At 45.6% G+C, this 15,606-nt stretch carries 17 protein-coding genes; 10 read left to right on the forward strand and 7 right to left on the reverse strand.

Annotated features, from left to right (window positions below):
• The first annotated feature begins 100 nt into the window (after window positions 1-100).
• The 4 genes from HWX64_RS03195 to HWX64_RS03210 all read left to right on the forward strand — a co-directional run bounded on the left by HWX64_RS03195 (window position 101) and on the right by HWX64_RS03210 (window position 1,834).
• A complete protein-coding gene (locus tag HWX64_RS03195) occupies window positions 101-604 on the forward strand; it encodes a phosphoribosylanthranilate isomerase (RefSeq protein ID WP_175987199.1) in 504 nt (167 codons plus the stop codon).
• 19 nt (window positions 605-623) lie between these two features.
• On the forward strand, window positions 624-1,064 hold the full coding sequence (locus tag HWX64_RS03200) for an N-acetyltransferase (protein ID WP_175987201.1): 441 nt from the start codon (window positions 624-626) through the stop codon (window positions 1,062-1,064).
• A gap of 112 nt (window positions 1,065-1,176) precedes the next feature.
• Window positions 1,177-1,545, forward strand: coding sequence for a PH domain-containing protein (locus tag HWX64_RS03205; protein WP_175987203.1), 369 nt, complete (start codon window positions 1,177-1,179; stop codon window positions 1,543-1,545).
• Between the two features lie 46 nt (window positions 1,546-1,591).
• Window positions 1,592-1,834, forward strand: coding sequence for a hypothetical protein (locus tag HWX64_RS03210; protein WP_175987205.1), 243 nt, complete (start codon window positions 1,592-1,594; stop codon window positions 1,832-1,834).
• Between the two features lie 100 nt (window positions 1,835-1,934).
• Here HWX64_RS03210 and HWX64_RS03215 read toward each other — a convergent pair whose 3' ends face one another.
• From HWX64_RS03215 to HWX64_RS03230, 4 genes are all read right to left on the reverse strand, one after another.
• A complete protein-coding gene (locus HWX64_RS03215) occupies window positions 1,935-3,044 on the reverse strand; it encodes an NADH:flavin oxidoreductase (protein WP_175987207.1) in 1,110 nt (369 codons plus the stop codon).
• A 182-nt stretch (window positions 3,045-3,226) separates the two neighbouring features.
• Entirely contained in the window at window positions 3,227-3,997 is a 771-nt protein-coding gene (locus HWX64_RS03220) for a putative hydro-lyase (RefSeq protein ID WP_175987209.1), read from the reverse strand.
• Window positions 3,998-4,189: 192 nt separating this feature from the next.
• The gene (locus tag HWX64_RS03225; protein WP_175987211.1) at window positions 4,190-5,128 is read right to left on the reverse strand and encodes a nucleoside hydrolase; all 939 of its coding nucleotides are present in this window, start codon (window positions 5,126-5,128) and stop codon (window positions 4,190-4,192) included.
• Between the two features lie 142 nt (window positions 5,129-5,270).
• The gene (locus tag HWX64_RS03230; protein ID WP_175987213.1) at window positions 5,271-5,765 is read right to left on the reverse strand and encodes a lactoylglutathione lyase family protein; all 495 of its coding nucleotides are present in this window, start codon (window positions 5,763-5,765) and stop codon (window positions 5,271-5,273) included.
• Between the two features lie 110 nt (window positions 5,766-5,875).
• On the opposite strand from HWX64_RS03230, the gene HWX64_RS03235 reads away from it, so the two are divergent.
• The 4 genes from HWX64_RS03235 to HWX64_RS03255 all read left to right on the forward strand — a co-directional run bounded on the left by HWX64_RS03235 (window position 5,876) and on the right by HWX64_RS03255 (window position 9,874).
• Window positions 5,876-6,229: a helix-turn-helix domain-containing protein gene (locus HWX64_RS03235; RefSeq protein ID WP_175987215.1), complete on the forward strand. Its 354-nt coding sequence runs from the start codon at window positions 5,876-5,878 to the stop codon at window positions 6,227-6,229.
• Between the two features lie 163 nt (window positions 6,230-6,392).
• Entirely contained in the window at window positions 6,393-7,184 is a 792-nt protein-coding gene (locus HWX64_RS03240; protein WP_175987217.1) for an aminoglycoside N(3)-acetyltransferase, read from the forward strand.
• Window positions 7,185-7,555: 371 nt separating this feature from the next.
• Window positions 7,556-8,797, forward strand: a complete 1,242-nt coding sequence (locus HWX64_RS03245; RefSeq protein ID WP_175989616.1) for an MFS transporter — start codon at window positions 7,556-7,558, stop codon at window positions 8,795-8,797.
• A 369-nt stretch (window positions 8,798-9,166) separates the two neighbouring features.
• A complete protein-coding gene (locus tag HWX64_RS03255) occupies window positions 9,167-9,874 on the forward strand; it encodes a DNA alkylation repair protein (protein ID WP_175989617.1) in 708 nt (235 codons plus the stop codon).
• 477 nt (window positions 9,875-10,351) lie between these two features.
• Here the strand turns inward: HWX64_RS03255 and HWX64_RS03260 are convergent, their stop codons facing one another.
• Window positions 10,352-11,653: an MFS transporter gene (locus HWX64_RS03260; protein WP_175987219.1), complete on the reverse strand. Its 1,302-nt coding sequence runs from the start codon at window positions 11,651-11,653 to the stop codon at window positions 10,352-10,354.
• Between the two features lie 716 nt (window positions 11,654-12,369).
• Between HWX64_RS03260 and HWX64_RS03265 the strand changes: the two genes are divergently transcribed.
• Both HWX64_RS03265 and HWX64_RS03270 read left to right on the forward strand, forming a co-directional pair.
• Window positions 12,370-13,101: a hypothetical protein gene (locus tag HWX64_RS03265; protein ID WP_175987221.1), complete on the forward strand. Its 732-nt coding sequence runs from the start codon at window positions 12,370-12,372 to the stop codon at window positions 13,099-13,101.
• Window positions 13,098-13,841 (forward strand): hypothetical protein, encoded by a 744-nt coding sequence (locus tag HWX64_RS03270; protein WP_175987223.1) that lies wholly within the window; start codon window positions 13,098-13,100, stop codon window positions 13,839-13,841. Before HWX64_RS03265 ends, HWX64_RS03270 begins: the two co-directional genes overlap by 4 nt.
• A 67-nt stretch (window positions 13,842-13,908) precedes the next feature.
• Here HWX64_RS03270 and HWX64_RS03275 read toward each other — a convergent pair whose 3' ends face one another.
• Complete coding sequence (locus HWX64_RS03275) at window positions 13,909-14,430, reverse strand: prolyl oligopeptidase family serine peptidase (RefSeq protein ID WP_175987225.1); 522 nt, start codon at window positions 14,428-14,430, stop codon at window positions 13,909-13,911.
• Window positions 14,431-14,671: 241 nt separating this feature from the next.
• Window positions 14,672-15,151 (reverse strand): HXXEE domain-containing protein, encoded by a 480-nt coding sequence (locus HWX64_RS03280; RefSeq protein ID WP_175987227.1) that lies wholly within the window; start codon window positions 15,149-15,151, stop codon window positions 14,672-14,674.
• Window positions 15,152-15,606 lie beyond the last annotated feature (455 nt).

Consider the following 15,606-nt stretch of genomic DNA (forward strand, 5'->3'; position numbering starts at 1 on the left):
GAATTTTCTTGATTATACTAACTTATATTGAAATAATTGGCAGTAAGTTAACATACTGAATGCTGGTATATAATCCTAGTAAATATACGCGGAGGGGAAAATGAATAATCACAAATTTGATGAATTTATTAACATTGCAAAGAGACTGAATGAAATTGACATTATCCCATTGTTGATGGGGTCGGTGGGCTTGGAAGTTTTGACAGGAAAGAGCTGGGATGCTCAAGATTTAGATATTCATGTACCGGGTGATAAACGCGGGTGGGAGGTGCCGCCGGAATTGTCTCTACATCATTGGGCAGATATCATGGAGCTCATGAATTCAATGGGGTACAGCCTGATTGATTTGCATGAACATGAATTTTCTAAAGAGGGGTTATCAGTGGAGTTTGGCATTATCGATACATTGCCAGATTTCGCAGGTGTACAATTAGAAGATTTGGAGATACACCAAAAGGGGGATGTGAAGTATTACTTACTGCATCCCGGGCAGTATTTATCTGTTTATGAGGCTTCATCTAAGGATAGCTACCGGGCAGATCAAAATAATCATAAAGATTTGGGAAAAATAGATTTTTTAAAAAGAATGATAGAAAACGACTGATGGGGTGGACCAAGATAAGATGAGGATGATTCCATATGTTGCGGAGTATGCTGAACAAACGGTCAAGATGTGGCGGGACAGCAAGTACGAGGCTATTGGTCAAGAAGAGATTCATAGCTTTGAAAGTCATGTATACTTTTTGAATCATATTTTACCTGCTGAATTTCAAATTGAGATAGTACTTGTGGATGAAAAAGTGGTTGGGTTGGTTGCATATAATGAATCAGAAGTGAGCCAGCTGTATATCCATAAGGATTATCAAGGCATGGGTATAGGAAAAAGGCTGCTTGAAAAAGCGAAAGTACAATCATCCGGACGGTTAACACTATACACATTTGAGGTCAATATAAAAGCCCAACGGTTTTATGAAAAGAATGGATTTACCATCATTGGCAGAGGGCATGAAAATGAAGAAAACTTGCCAGATATTCTTTATGAGTGGAAAGCTGAAAAAAAGTAAACACGAGTGAATTTCTTGTTTATTGAACCTTCGTTCCCCCAACTAAAAAAGGGTTTCCATCCATTGTTATAGAATGATTATAGTAAACCATTTTTTAAAAGGGGGATAACAAATGGCTGCAACTACGGGAATTCTAGAATGGACGCTGATATCGGAATGTCCGATACCAGACGATGTGACGGCTCTCCTAGTCACTGGGGAAGAAGCAGTGGCTGCGTATAAGACGTTTCGGGACAGCGCCATTTTTACAAATAAGAGATTGATTGTAAGAGATTCGCAGGGTCTGACGGGTAAGAAGGTGGAGATGTATTCCCTTCCGTATTCTTCTATTACTATGTGGTCGACGGAGAATGCCGGGAGCTTCCTTGATGTGAATGCAGAGGTTGAATTATGGACCAAATCCGGACATATCAAGGTGAAGCTTAAGAAGGGAATCGATGTCCGGAAGTTTGATAAGTTGATTGCGGAGGCACTCTTGTAGGGGGCATCTTTCTAGTTGAAAAAGAAAAGATGTCAGGAGTGTTAGCGTGTTAAAAAGATTTTTTATTAGTTTAAAAATAATACTGATTGCAGTAGGTTTTTTTCTGGCCGCAAACGATCAACATGAAGAGACCTGGTTGCTGATCGGCTGTTTTTGGCTGGTCGCCGGTATAGAGTCTGCCATACGTTCCTATCGTGAAGAAGGGAAGGTTCCACTCGGCTTCAGCGTCGTATTTGTAGCGGGAGCCGCTGTGCTGGTGACTTTAGGGATCATCAGCTTTCGATCCTGATTCAGAAAAAACTTGAAAGGCCCGTCCCTCGTTACGGTAACACTTTACCGTGGTGAGGGACGGGCCTTTGTGTGGTGTGGATGAATTTTTCTCTTCAGTATTATTGGACGATTTCCATTTGTAACTCGAAGTCTTTTATTTTTGCTTGGGGTAAAAGAATTTTTTCAAAGTCAAAGGCGTTCAGTTCCATCCCTTTTTCCACCTTATTAGGCAGGTCTGGGTTGGCTAAGGCACTTGTCCCCAGGGATACTAAATCTGCATGATCAGCTTTCAATAATGTTTCTGCCTTATCAGGGTCGCCTAACTGGCCATTGGCGATGACAGGAAGATTTCCAAAATCTTTTGCAGCCTGAGCCAACGTTCGTGTATTCTCTCCGAAAGCAGGGCTCGCGGCATCTCCATCAGTAACATGAATATAGTCTAAAGAAGTCTGGCCAAGTTGGGAGAAGATATACTCTGCCTCTTTTTCCCCTTCAGCCCATTTGTGATTTGGATCGGCAACTTTAATTTGTGAGATGCGAATCCCGACAATGTAATCTGAACCTACGGCTTCACGGATATTTTGAATGATTTCAAGGTAAATCCGCAATCTGTTTTCTTTGGAGCCCCCGTATTGGTCTTCACGATGATTTATATAGTCAGTTAAGAATTGGTCCAGTAAATATCCATTTGCTCCATGAATCTCAACGCCATCGAATCCAGCTTGTTTTGCACGGACGGCACTTTTGACAAACGCGTCTTTCACTTGTTCTATATCATGTTCGGTCATGGCATTAGGGGTTTTGAATGGCCCAGAGCCACCATAGAATCCTAATTGTTCTCCCTTCGGAGGAACATCTGAAGCGGAAATGGTTTCATTCGTGTACGCATTACCTTGAGCCTGTCCACCAGCGTGCATGAGTTGTGCAATCATCAGAGAGTCATGTTTATGGACGGCATCTACCACAGGTTTCCATGCCTGAATATGATCTTCCCTTGCAAGCCCAGGTTGATCATCATAACCCTGACTGTAACGTTCATCTAAATAGATCCCCTCAGAAATAATGGCACTGAAGCCGCCTTTGGCATAACGCTCGTAATATCTTTTCATCGTGTCATTGGCACGCCCATCTTGTTCTGCACTTATTCGTGTCATGGGAGCAACGACATAGCGGTTCTTAAATGATTTATTTTTCACTACTGTATTTGAAAAAAGCTTTTCCTGAGTCAATCGAGACACCCTTCCTTTTAGTTAATATAGTCGCATCTTAACATGATAGAAATCTCAAATTAAGTATTTTAGCTTACACTTAACGGAAGGCATTTATAATATGTCTTGTTGTATTGATGAGTCCTTTGGGGACCAGCGCTGTTTTTTTAATGAATAAACAATAGAACTTCATAATCCTTCATTTATCCATTCAAATACTCTTCATTCTTCCAATCCGTCACGAACATATGGCCCGGGGCGTGCGTGATCATATAGGGGATTTCAGCCTGAAGCGCGACGGCCTGAGGGGTGACGCCGCATGCCCAGAACATGGGGGTCTCCCCGTCCTTGATTCCCACAAAATCACCAAAGTCGGGCTGGGTGATATCTTCGATGCCTATTTCCCCCGGATTTCCTATGTGGAGCGGGGACCCGTGCATTTCAGGGAATAAGGAGGTGATGTCCGTGGCTTTTTGTACCAGGTCATCGGGAACAGGCCTCATCGACACGACCGTCGATCCTTCAAAGACACCGGCTTTTTCAGTCGGAATGGACGTCTTGTACATCGCCACATTCTTATTTTCCTCGATATGACGCAATGGGATGCCGCCTTTGATCAGCTGGCTTTCAAAGGTGAAGCTGCAGCCGATTAGAAAGCTGACGAAATCATCTTTCCAGCAGTCATCGATCCGGTGCTTCTTGTCCACCAATTGTCCATGCTCGTACACGTGATAGAAGGGGATATCGGTCCGGATGTCGGAACCTTTCGCATACTTTGATTCGAATTGGCCCGCTTCGAGAACCTCGATGATCGGGCATGATTTTGGATTACGCATGGTGAACAGCAGGAAATCGAAGGCGTATTCCTTGGGTAGAACCACCAAATTGGCCTGTACAAAATCTTGGCAGACGCCGGATGTATGGCTGGTGTGGTCTCCGCTCCGGATGTTCTTTCTTAGGTCTGACGGTAACATGGTTGGGCTCCTTTCAAGTAAGAGGTTTCTATGATTCTTTGGTTTTTATTATTGTAACATGGAAGGGGGGAGGGGGGATCTTGATAGGGGACTTGGGATGGGCCTGGCCGTGGGCCACTTTAAAAATGGGGCCAGTCTGTACCTGTGATCTCTATTATGAAATTGGGACACGGGACCTGTCCCCGCGTCCCGCTATTTCTTCCCGGAAGAACTCATTACTTCGATGAAATCCTTCACAAACGCTTCATAATCCAATTCAAGATAAATATTGATATTTTTTTCTGCCGGTTTGGAACTGGCCCTGAAATCGGCGACAGAGGTGCCCATTCCGCTGCCTGCAGTGAAGATGTCGACTTCCCTTCGGATGACTTTGCCCATTGCCGGGTTCACCATGAGGGAGAGGGTGACAGCGTCGTGAAGGGGGGCTCCGCCGATGCCAGGTATGAGCTTTTTATAAGCATTTATATAATACTGCATGACTTCGTCCAGGATCTGGACGAGGGGGTCATCGGTCATTTCGAGGATGGTCTGTACGTGTTCCATCGTGATGATCGCCTTGTTCGTGACATTCAGGGGGGCGACATATAGATTATCGAGATTCTTCATGACCAGTTGGGAAGCGGTCGGATCACCGTAAAAATTAGCTTCGGCGGAAGGTGTAACGTTTCCGGGAACTAAGAAGGCGCCTCCCATGATATAAAATTCGCCTACGTCTTCAGTCAGGTTTTCACCCAGCAGGAACATAGAGGCAAGTGACGTGTTTCTTCCCACATCCACAATGGTCAGTCCGGGGTTGTTACTGATGATGGTGTAGAGTTCCGAGAAATTGGTGAGCTCACCGGAAAAATCTTCTGGCGGGCGGATGGGGCCTAGTCCTTCCTCGCCATGGATTTCCGGATAATAGGTTGGTATCTTGCCTGTTGAAGGGGCGTTGGTCCCTCCGATGATAGGGATATCGGTCCTTCCAGCGAGTTGAAGTAAATAAGCAATATTGTCAGTCGCCTGCTCCTTGGAAACATTGCCGTAGCTTGACACAATGGCAAGGACCTCGATCTCAGGATTGAGCAGTGCATACATGATCGCCACCGAATCATCGATGCCTGGGTCCGCAAACAGAATGATCTTTTTCATCTTTTATTCTCCTTACATTGGGTTTTGTTGGTGTTTCTATAAGGTATCGGGTGAGGGATTATATTATTCCTTTGGCGGGACTTTGTGTTTATGAATATAAAAAAGGCAGACACGTCGATGTGTCTGCCTTGATATTAAAAAATTAATAAGCACCCTCTGAATAAGTCAGCTCATAACTGTGTGTGTAAATTTCAAAAATGTTTCCGAATGGGTCTTCCACATATACCATCTTGAATGGTTTTTCCCCAGGGTAGTATTCACGGATCGGCATGCGCTGTTTGCCTCCGTGGGCTTTGATTTTCTCGACCATGCCTTCAATATCCGGGTCTTGGATGCAGAAGTGGAAAATCCCTGTTTTCCAGTATTCGAAGTTATTTTCAGGCTGTTCATTGTGAGGGAACTCAAAGAGTTCGATCCCGATTTTGTCACCCGTTGAGAGGTGAGCGATGCGGAAGCTTTCCCAATCGTTTCCGAAAACATCGCGGCACATCTGCCCAATGGGTGAGTCGTCGTTTTTTACATCGGATGGTTCCATGATGACATACCACCCGAATACTTCCGTATAAAATTTCACGGCTTGTTCCACGTCGGGAACGGAAAGGCCGATATGAGAAAATGATCTAGGATATGGCTGCATGTTGTATTCCTCCCATTTATATTTTTGACAAGTCTTATTATAAATCCGTAAGCTTTTAATATGTAAGAGTGCACTTTTTTGTGAGAAACTAACCTAAAGGTAAGTAAGGGGTGACAGAGAACGTGGAGAAAAACGTTCAAGTCGATGATAAAGGCAAACTGAAATGTTCGATTGAATATACATTAAATAAAATCGGCGGTAAGTGGAAAACCGTAATCCTGTGGCATCTGAGTGTTGAAGGCACCTACCGTTACAATGAACTGCGCCGCCTGCTGCCGGGCGTTACCCATAAAGTGCTGAGCCAGCAGCTAAAGGAATTAGAGGAAGATGGATTGATCAATAGAAAGCAGTATAATGAAATCCCTCCGAAGGTCGAGTATTCGATGACGGAGAGGGGGATGTCGTTGAAGCCTGTTTTGGAGGAGATGCATAGGTGGGGGACGGAGCAGGGGATAGAGGATTGACGTGAGTAGGGGCTGGCAAAAATGTTGTCAGCCTTTTTTGTATGGGTTGGCACCCCTAGCTTAGTCCTCCTCGTCCACCTGATAGAACAAGGAAATCATTTTCCTGTGTCGAATTTTTCATATAGAGACAAAAATGATGCAGGTACGAGAGGTTGAGAGGCTCATGGGAAAAGGGAAACTCATAACGAAAATTCAAATGATAGAAGATTTGAAAGTATTAGGTTTGAAGAGGGGCATGACCGTCATTGTGCATTCTTCTTTAAAATCAATCGGAAGGGTTATCGGGGGCCCTGTTTCGGTTATACTGGCATTGGAAGAAACCGTTGGTGCGGAGGGGAACATCGTGATGCCTACGCAGACCGAGCAGCTTTGTGACCCTGCTGAATATGGAAGCGGTTATACAGAGGAAGAGTTGAAGATCATCCGCGACAATATGCCGACGTATCACCCGGATCTGACACCTACATGGTATATGGGCTTTATACCTGAGACATTCAGGAAACAGAATGAAGTCTACAGAAGCGCCCATCCCCACGCATCATTTTCTGCCTGGGGGAAAGACGCTCGATACATAACAGCACGCCATAGGATGGATTTCGCTTTAAATGAAAATTCGCCTCTGGGTAAAATGTATGAACTGGGTGGATATATCCTGTTACTTGGTGCACCCACAGATTCAAATTCTTCCCTCCACCTGGCGGAATACAGGCAGGAAAACACATTTATCAAAGAAAAAATATGGGATGTAAAAGTGAAACAGGGTGAAGGGGAAGTTTGGACAACTTATCGGGACATCAACAATGAATCGGACGATTTTGATAAACTATTTGCCGATTTTGAGCGGGACACAAACGAAGTAATAGAAGGCAAGGTCGGTGAAGCAAGGAGTTATTTGATCCCGATGAGGAAGATGGTTGAGTATGCGGTTGGGTGGATGAATGAGAATCGGCGGTGAAAACGTGGATATCCCCCCTGGCTATGCAAATAGCCGATACCCAGAAAAAGGACAGGAAGTCATTGATAAAAACCGTTGCCACGCTGCTACTCCTCTGCTACGATTATCTTACTCATAATAGAAACGGGGGTTTTTCTTTTGACAGCTTCAATGAGATTACGTTCCGATGATTCAATTGCGAATTGAATATGTTTGGGGGCTCTGCCTTTGTTCAGGGCGATGGGATGGATCTGTCTGTCTTTAAGGAAAACCAATGTTTGATGGTTATCTTTTAAAAGAGGGGAGGAGTCTCCCTTCTTTTTTTGTTGCCTAAGAACAGGAATGAGCTTGGTTTTTTTCAACTTAATAGAAATGAGTGATGGGATATGGATATGGTCAAACACAATGATAAGGAAAATTGGCTGAGGAATATCATTCTCTTCTTGAGCAGCCAGACGATTTCGCTGTTCGGATCTGCGCTGGTGCAGTATGCGATCATGTGGCATATCACGTTGACGACGGAGTCCGGTCTGATGATGACATTGTTCATCATTTGCGGGTTTATCCCTACCTTCCTTTTATCCCCGGTTGCGGGTGTGTGGGCGGACAGATATAACCGGAAGCTGTTGATCATGCTGTCGGATGGCCTGATCGCATTTTCGACGTTGATTCTCGCGATTCTCTTTATGGCGGGATATGATTCGATCTGGCTGCTGTTTGTCATGGCGGCGGTCCGTGCGCTAGGGACCGGTATTCAGACACCTGCCGTCGGGGCCATTTTGCCGCAGATTGTTCCGAAGGATAAATTGACGAAGGTAAATGGGGTCAATGGGAGCATCCAGGCTGTCATCATGTTCGTGGCCCCGATGGTCAGTGCGGCATTACTCGCGATAGCGTCGATTGAAATCATCTTTTTCATCGATGTGATCACGGCAGCGATTGCCATCTTCACATTGCTTGCATTCCTGAAGATTTCTGTGCATCAGAAGGCAGCGGATAAACAGACGGCAAGCTATTTCAGTGATTTCAAAGAAGGCTTGCAATACGTCAACAGCCACGGGTTCCTGAAGAAATTCTTCCTGTTCTTCGCGATTTTCTTCGTGCTGATGGCACCGGCTGCCTTTTTGACGCCGCTGCAGGTAGCACGAAGCTTCGGCGATGATATCTGGAGGCTGACCGCAATTGAGATCGCCTTCTCTGTCGGTATGATGGCGGGAGGGGGGATCATTGCCTCATGGGGCGGATTCAAGAATAAGATCGCAACCATGACATTCGCAAGTTTGATTATGGGGTTCTGCACCTTAGCGCTTGGTGTTGCCCCGCTTTTCTGGATGTACCTGGTGTTCATGGTTCTATTCGGAATCGCCATGCCAATCTTTAATACACCGACGATGGTCTTGCTTCAGGAGAAGATTGAAGAAAACTATCTCGGAAGGGTTTTCGGTGTGATGGGTATGATCTCGACATCCATGATGCCGATCGGTATGCTGATCTTCGGTCCGATCGCAGACATCATCGCCATCGAATGGCTCCTCATCGGAACCGGATTATTTACCATTCTGCTTTCCATCATGCTCGGCCGCGACCAAGTATTGATCGAAGCGGGGAAACCCGTGGTGAGCACTGAAATGTAAGGCGTAAGGAGAGAGCTGTCATAGCGGCGGCTCTTTTTTTGTGAAGGAAAAACAGGAAGGAAAGAGAATACTAATACTAAACGGGAAACTGATAAGGAGGACTTGGATATGAAAGCGGAAATGACACAGGAAAGCGAATTGCCGAAGATAAGCAAGCCTGCGGAACGCGGGCTTCGTAACGCAGGATTTAACAGGATGGAGCAGTTTACCGAAGTGACGGAAAACGATATCTTGAAGATCCATGGGGTCGGACCGAAAGCTGTGAGGATTTTGAAGGAGGCTCTTGGCGAGAAGGGGCTGTCGTTTATGGGAAATAAGAAGGGCAGCATCGACGAAGCAGTGGTGAACGAAGCCAAGGGAATGGACAATCTGGATGCCGAAACGGTGATGCAGGAACTTGAAGCGCTCGGCAAGGAACGGATGAAAAAGATGTACATATCCAATGGGGCGAAGGAACCGTTGTTTGGCGTTGCGACCGGTGCGATGAAGCCGATTGTGAAAAAAATCAAGATCAATCAGGAGCTGGCGGAAGAACTGTACGCTACCGGAAACTACGACGCCATGTACTTCGCAGGCATCATCGCCGATCCGAAGGCCATGACCGAAGCGGATTATGACCGCTGGATGGACGGGGCTTATTTTTATATGCTGTCGGATTATGTAGTGGCTGTGACGCTTGCTGAATCAGATATTGCGCAGGAAGTTGCCGATAAATGGATCGCGAGTGGTGAAGAGCTGCGGATGTCGGCTGGGTGGAGCTGCTACTGCTGGCTGCTGGGGAATCGTAAGGATCATGAATTTTCCACGGAAAAGCTTGAGGGTATGCTTGAAAAAGTCAAAGAGACCATCCATGATGCTCCAGAACGGACGAAATCCGCGATGAATAATTTCGTGTACACAGTCGCGGTTTCCTATGTCCCGCTACATGAGAAGGCGGTCGGGATTGCGGAGGAGATCGGACCGGTGGAGATGAAGCGGGACGGGAAGAAGACCAGTGTTTTGAAGGCTTCTGAAGATATTCAGAAGATGGTTGACCGGGGGAAGGTTGGGTTTAAGCGGAAGTATGTGCGGTGTTAATTTGATGGGGGCTGTTCCTGGTACACTGAGTCGGGAACGGTCCTTTTTATATGTAGTGTGGGATCGGTTTGGTTCGATGATAACGGATTGAATTTGATAATAACGTGCCTGGATCGATCACATCACAACATTATCGATGATTGAGATGGGCAGTTTTCATGAGTTCGATAATAAAGTTTCGTTTTTCGATAATAAATCTTTTGATTTCTATAAAAAAATGTAAGATTTCGATAATAAGTGAGAGGCAGTGTACGAGTTGGTAGTTGATTTTGTGTGATTTGGTGAGGTAAAGGCTCAATATTCATAAATGGCTAGATAGTTAGCTGCTGCGAAGGGTTTTCTGGCAATAATCGGTTATAATATTGAGTTTTTTCTTGAAAAAAGATGGTTTTTTGCTTGAAGATGAAATAAGGGCTTGAACTCTTTTAAAGAGTTCAAGCCCTGTATCATTAAAACCGTTAATCATAAACTTCCGTGCTATCTTCCGGCTTGCTTCGAACCCACAAGAAACCAGACCATCGCCGGAATGAGTATCAGAGAAATAACTCCCCCTCCGATGGAAAGGGCCGGATAGCTGGAAAACGCAACGATGACGCCTGACAGCACACCGCCGGAAGCCCCGGCCAATGCAACGAAGACGTCCACGGATCCTTGAGTTTTTGCGCGGGTGGCAGGGTCTGTCGAGTCGACAAGGATCGCAGTTCCGCTGATCAGTCCGAAGTTCCAGCCGAGTCCGAGAAGGGCGAGCGCAATCGCAAGGCCGACGATTGAATCTGTCGGTGCCACCGCTGCAAGGATCCCTGCAGCCAGAAGCGTTAGGGCTGACGCCAGGACCATCGGCATCCGCCCGATTTTGTCAACCAGGATTCCAGTGACAAGAGACGGCAGGTACATCGCACCGATATGGATGCCGATGATGAGACCGATGGCCGTCAATCCATGGCCGTGGTGGCCCATATGAACAGGGGTCATCGTCATGACGGCGACCATGACGATCTGAGTTAAGATCATCACGGTTGATCCCAGGAATATGCCTCGTTTGTTCTTCTCGGTAGAAGCGGTCGCTTCAGCAGCAGTGCCACCGCCTGCAGATTTCAATGGAACAGAGAGAGCTTTTGCCACGATATATGGATCCGGGCGCATCAAGATAAAGATGACAATCCCGGCAAGGGTGTAGGCCGCAAATGCCAGAATGAACGGGCCTCCGAGTGGCGGGATGCCGATCGATTCAGCAAATCTGCCCATCACATCAACCAGGTTGGGGCCTGCAACCGCCCCGAATGTTGTGGATACCATGGCAAAGCTGACCGCAGTGGCCCGTTGTGAAGGCTTGGCCAAGTCCGTACCTGCATAGCGGGTCTGTAAGTTCGTGGCCGTACCCGCGCCGTAGATCAGGAGCGAGACGAACAGAAGGGTAATGGAATTCGTGACAGCCGCTGCGACGGCGCCGACTGCCCCGATGCCTCCTATGATGAAACCGATGGAAAGGCCGATCCGTCTTCCATATTTTTGTGACACTCGTCCGACAAAGAGGGCGGCCCCGGCTGAACCGAGAGTGAACAAGGCGATCGGCACACCGGAAAAACTGTCCGTCCCGAGCATATCCTGAGCGAGAAGTGCTCCCACCGTAATGCCGGCAGCAAGACCGGCGCCTCCAAAGACCTGCGCGATCATGATGATGATCAATGTTTTTTTATAGAGAGCCTGCTGATGTTGAGAAGAATCCTGACACCTTGTGATGGCTTCTTCATTTGTTGCAAAATTAGCATTTGTCTTCATCTGTGATTCATCCTATTCAGGTATTTTAGTGAATTGAGTATATCAATCTTTTAATCTCTAATGAATGTATGAAAGTCTATTTAATTATATACCTAAGTAGGTATAGAGGGAAGGCATGAATTTTGGGGCTGTCTCCATGTACAGGAATGGAGAGGCAAGGGGCATAGTGGCTCATGGGGGCAGGTCCCGTGATTCGTATTCAAGATGGAACAGGGGGACATTTCAACTGGTCGTTTTACAGGTGAGATCTGGTGCCAATCCAGTTTAGAATCATTATCAGAAGATCATAAAATTTGAATTAGAATCGTATTTTTGAAAAAAGGATCATAAATTCCGAAAGAGGATTGTATTTTTTGTCGAAGGGATCATAAATTCCCAAATAGGATCATATCGTGCTTCCCGGTCACTTTCAATCGGTCTTATCCAGGAAAATCGAACCCTATTAGTCTTCTTCACTCTGTTTTTAGCTTATTCTTCATCGTTAGCCTTATCTTTTCAGTTAAAAAAGACAAATTTATTCTTTTAGGTGCCAGGTGAATCATGGTACCTGGCCCCCTGGCACGCTCCTTTAGTCCGCCCCCTTCTCAGGCCCGTCCCGCGTTACGGTAAAGTTTTACCGCAGCGAGGGACGGGCCTTTTTGCGTTAGGTACTTAATGTTAGAATAAAGGATTATAATGAAAGTAGATTTTAGTATAAAGAGAAAGGGAAGGGGAGTATGTTTGATTTTAATTATGCAGCCGACGCTGTATCTGTAGGGATGAACCTAGCGGCATGGGTGCTCATCGGGTTGGCGGCTTTTAGGATTTATAAAAGACAGCAGGTGAAACCAAAAGTATGGAAGATTGCTGTTGTTATAGTGGCTGGTCTGATTTCTTTCTCGATAAATTGGGAGCTGAAAGGGACTCTGGTGAAGATCCCTATTCTGCCTCTTGGTGTATGGGGGTTGTATGGAATTTTGAAGAGGAAAGAAGACAGGTGGGATCATTACCGGTCGTTTGCGTGGCTTGGATTTGCCGGGAATTTCGTTTTTTTGGCGGCAGCATTGATTTCGATCCCGTTTTATGCGATGGTGTATCCTCCACATGATGCATCGACGCATATAGCAGATGCGGGTGACGCTTCGATTGCCCATACTCATCCATCAGGAGAAGAGGGTGTGGTCCTCGATAAAGGTAGATTAGTAGATCAGCTGACATCCATGAAGCAGGAAAAAGTGGTAAGTGATGTGTGGTATGAAGAGATGTATCACCAATCGGATGGCTATCGGAACAAGAATGAGCGGTTTCCTTATCAGCTGCTGGGAACTTCACCTAAGTGGGGGAGCGGGATGTACCCGGTCATCTATGTGGAAAGAGACGGGAGAGGTATTCTGATTACGACCTCTCGTGATCAATTGTATTTTAGGTCCAATGATTCGATCCTTATGAAGGAGGAGGTGACGAGGTGACAAAAGGGAAAAAGAAAAGGTTAGCGTTTGGAATCATTATCTTTTTGCTGGCTGGTACTCTAGCAATCTATTGGTTTTATTTTTCACCTCCTTCACCTCTTCCTGGGAATGAGCAGATGGTGAAGGAGATCAATGAATTGCTTCCGGAAGCGGATGCCGATGAGATTCAGGAGACGATTAGGATTGATGATAAGCATGCTGTGGCACCTTTTAAGTCAAAAGAGGGAAGATATAGTGTCAGCAATTGGGTCTGGAAACAGCGTGAATGGAAGCTTGGTAAAGTACGGACAGCAGGTGAGCCAAAGATATGGAAAATCTATCCCGATGATCCGGCGACTTATCGCATCGTATGGAATATCGATCCGGCAGAAGACAGGGTAGATACATTGAATTACTTTTTTATCAGGGAAAGGTATTATTCCATTTCAGGTACGAAGCATCATTACGATCCGAGTATCCAGATGAAAAAGGAAGTCTCTTTTCAGGAGAATCCATATGGGGTCATGAAGCTGCCGGAAGATTGGATTGCTGTGATGGAAGCGATGGCTGAGGAGCTGGGGCAGGGGTCATCATTTATTGATGATTTTAACCCTCAGCCTTATTTGAGCTTTGGCTGGATCCCGCTTGATGAAAATGGTGAGGACTTCTTTCCAGAAAGTGCGGTGAATGGATCGAGCTTTCAGAATGGGAATATTCCTGAAGAGCATATGAGGCTGCTTAATGTCGGGGAGGTTGAGTGAGGCAGGGCGTGGGAACAGGTCCCGCGTCCGAGGGAGCGGGGGATCATCTGTGCCATTGTTCTTCCTGTTAGGTTATGTCATTCAACCACTCTACCAAATCCCCAACCATCTCAGCAGTAAAAATATGATTCACACCGCTATGAATCTTGAATTTCACATGTGTTCTTTTTTCTCTTTCCATCAGGTACCGGTAATAGTCTTTCTGTCCCTCGATCGAAATGATTTCATCAGCGTCCCCATGAATAAGGAGGACGGGGGAGGTGCAGTTTATTCTTCCTATCGGGTCGTACCTTCTTAATTTCTCCTCATCTTGATATGAAATTTCTCCACGGTCATCCTTTTCTCTGAATAGCTTTTCGGCCAAAAGAAACGACCCGGATCCATTGATATTGGCGAGCCCGGAAAGACAGGATTCACGGGCGAAGATTCCATTTGCGATGAACCCTCCCATGGAACTTCCGGCTACCACGATATCTTCTCGATGCAGCCCCAGGGCAGTGACGAAGTCATCAAACTCATCGATGCTTTCAAAGATTGTTTGCCAGAAATAATGCTGCGTAGTTTCCCGGTCGAAATGGTTTTCCAGCACTCTCTTGTATCGTGGAAGATGATTTCTGGAAGGATGACTTGATATCCTTCTTTTGATAATTTTATTGCTGCATCCTCGTATCCTGTGGCCGACCCGCCCCAGCCGTGATAGATAATGACTGTTTTATAATGATGGACTTTTTCGGCGGGTGGGGTGGAGTAGTATTTGAACTTGTTGATGATATGGTGCTGCATGATATTCCTTCCTTCCTATGCATAAGGGGGTTGTCCCCGTAATCTTTTTAAAAAATGATCGTATCACCAAGAATAAACAATGCAGGAATCATGGCCAGTAATAGAACTCCTGTAACAACCGTGGAAATGAAAATTTCCTTTCTGGTAATGAGATTTATCGTATGTAATCTGTAAAGGATCATGCTATTGATAGGTATGTCTAAAAGTAAGCCTGTAGCAAGGCCCGGAGCGTAGGTTTTTGTCACAATGGCGGCGATTAAATGCGGAAAAATGGCATTTACTATCATAGACCCTAAAAATCCAATGAATGCCCGCTTCATAAATACAGAGTTGGGGAAACGTACATAAAGAAACGAAACGAGATAGGCAAGGACAGTAATGATCAGTACCGCAAAGTGAAATTCGTCTTGCGTTACGGGCTTTTGCATGGATAACCCCTTTTGAGACCACCCCGGCAGCCACAAGGCTTCCTCGATATTATGGAGTGTGATGGCCAAGCAAAAGAAGATGGCATAATAGTTTTTCATGATCCCGGCCTCCAAACTATTATTCATTTCCAAGAGGTTAGCCACAGAAACGGTTGGTAAGCTCTATAACCATAATATTACATATGGTTATTGAAAAGTAGATTGTATCTAACAAAAGATGATTCAACGGGAGCCTAGTGCTAAACGAATATGAATCTATTTGTTTATTTTAAACCAGAAAACAACCCCTTACCTTTAAAAAAGACAAATTTATATTCTGCAATCTTACATAGAAGTTGAATCCGCTGGAGGGAAGCTGCGAAACCTCATGTTTGCGGCAGGAATCAAGCCACTTTCCAGAGTTACAATCCAAATTTGAAAAATAAAAGCCACATTTCTGATATACAAGCAAGATTTCGCTTTTACGCGCCACTTAGAATCATTCTACTTTACGATGGGAGAAAAAATGGGACCAGTCACTTTAAGTTGAAAAAGATCCGGGGGACCCGTTCCCA

The sequence above is a fragment of the Bacillus sp. Marseille-Q1617 genome (genome assembly GCF_903645295.1).
Classification (GTDB): Bacteria; Bacillota; Bacilli; order Bacillales; family Bacillaceae_B; genus Rossellomorea.

Bases quoted from the DNA above. Each gene is read 5' to 3' on its own strand.
- HWX64_RS03225 (WP_175987211.1), bottom strand. From the start codon at position 5,128: ATGAAAAAGATCATTCTGTTTGCGGACCCAGGCATCGATGATTCGGTG.
- HWX64_RS03265 (WP_175987221.1), top strand. From the start codon at position 12,370: ATGTTTGATTTTAATTATGCAGCCGACGCTGTATCTGTAGGGATGAAC.
- HWX64_RS03245 (WP_175989616.1), top strand. From the start codon at position 7,556: ATGGTCAAACACAATGATAAGGAAAATTGGCTGAGGAATATCATTCTC.
- HWX64_RS03195 (WP_175987199.1), top strand. From the start codon at position 101: ATGAATAATCACAAATTTGATGAATTTATTAACATTGCAAAGAGACTG.
- HWX64_RS03205 (WP_175987203.1), top strand. From the start codon at position 1,177: ATGGCTGCAACTACGGGAATTCTAGAATGGACGCTGATATCGGAATGT.
- HWX64_RS03280 (WP_175987227.1), bottom strand. From the start codon at position 15,151: ATGAAAAACTATTATGCCATCTTCTTTTGCTTGGCCATCACACTCCAT.
- HWX64_RS03240 (WP_175987217.1), top strand. From the start codon at position 6,393: ATGGGAAAAGGGAAACTCATAACGAAAATTCAAATGATAGAAGATTTG.
- HWX64_RS03200 (WP_175987201.1), top strand. From the start codon at position 624: ATGAGGATGATTCCATATGTTGCGGAGTATGCTGAACAAACGGTCAAG.
- HWX64_RS03260 (WP_175987219.1), bottom strand. From the start codon at position 11,653: ATGAAGACAAATGCTAATTTTGCAACAAATGAAGAAGCCATCACAAGG.
- HWX64_RS03230 (WP_175987213.1), bottom strand. From the start codon at position 5,765: ATGCAGCCATATCCTAGATCATTTTCTCATATCGGCCTTTCCGTTCCC.
- HWX64_RS03220 (WP_175987209.1), bottom strand. From the start codon at position 3,997: ATGTTACCGTCAGACCTAAGAAAGAACATCCGGAGCGGAGACCACACC.